The sequence below is a fragment of the Vibrio sp. S12_S33 genome, assembly GCF_963889785.1.
In the GTDB taxonomy this organism is placed as follows: domain Bacteria; phylum Pseudomonadota; class Gammaproteobacteria; order Enterobacterales; family Vibrionaceae; genus Vibrio; species Vibrio aestuarianus.
Map to the genome: position 1 here is coordinate 1 of NZ_CAWPQZ010000264.1, position 425 is coordinate 425.

Annotated in this window: 1 tRNA gene and 1 pseudogene; one reads left to right on the forward strand and one right to left on the reverse strand. The window is 44.0% G+C overall.

Annotated elements, in window-relative coordinates:
- Positions 1-112: pseudogene (locus AACW06_RS20100) on the forward strand (IS982 family transposase); the annotation flags it as partial.
- A gap of 234 nt (positions 113-346) precedes the next feature.
- On the opposite strand, the gene AACW06_RS20105 reads toward AACW06_RS20100, so the two are convergent.
- Positions 347-423 (reverse strand) — tRNA-Asp (locus tag AACW06_RS20105).
- Positions 424-425: the final 2 nt, after the last annotated feature.

A 425-nucleotide genomic window follows, 5' to 3' on the forward strand; every position in this document is an offset into this window, starting at 1 on the left:
TGGATTCATGCTGAACCTACTTGGCGGGTTAATCGCGTACTGTCTGAAGCCAGAAAAGCCATCGCTTAATATTACGAACACTGAAAAAACAGGACTGATGGCGATGGCTTAAACCGATCTGAGGTTATTCAGCAAAGTTAATCCTATAGAACTTAAGCAGTATCGTTATTTTTCAACATACTGTATCGGCTTTTTCATACTCATTTTTTAGTGCTGTGTACTTCTGTCGCTGTAGCAATAAGATATGGGAAGAGAAGAGAGGCTAGTGGAAGGAAAATAAGTGATGAGTATTTTAATACCTTAAACACAAAAAACCCCAGCATTGCTGCTGAGGTTTCTAATAAAGTGGCGGAGCGGACGGGACTCGAACCCGCGACCCCCGGCGTGACAGGCCGGTATTCTAACCAACTGAACTACCGCTCCGC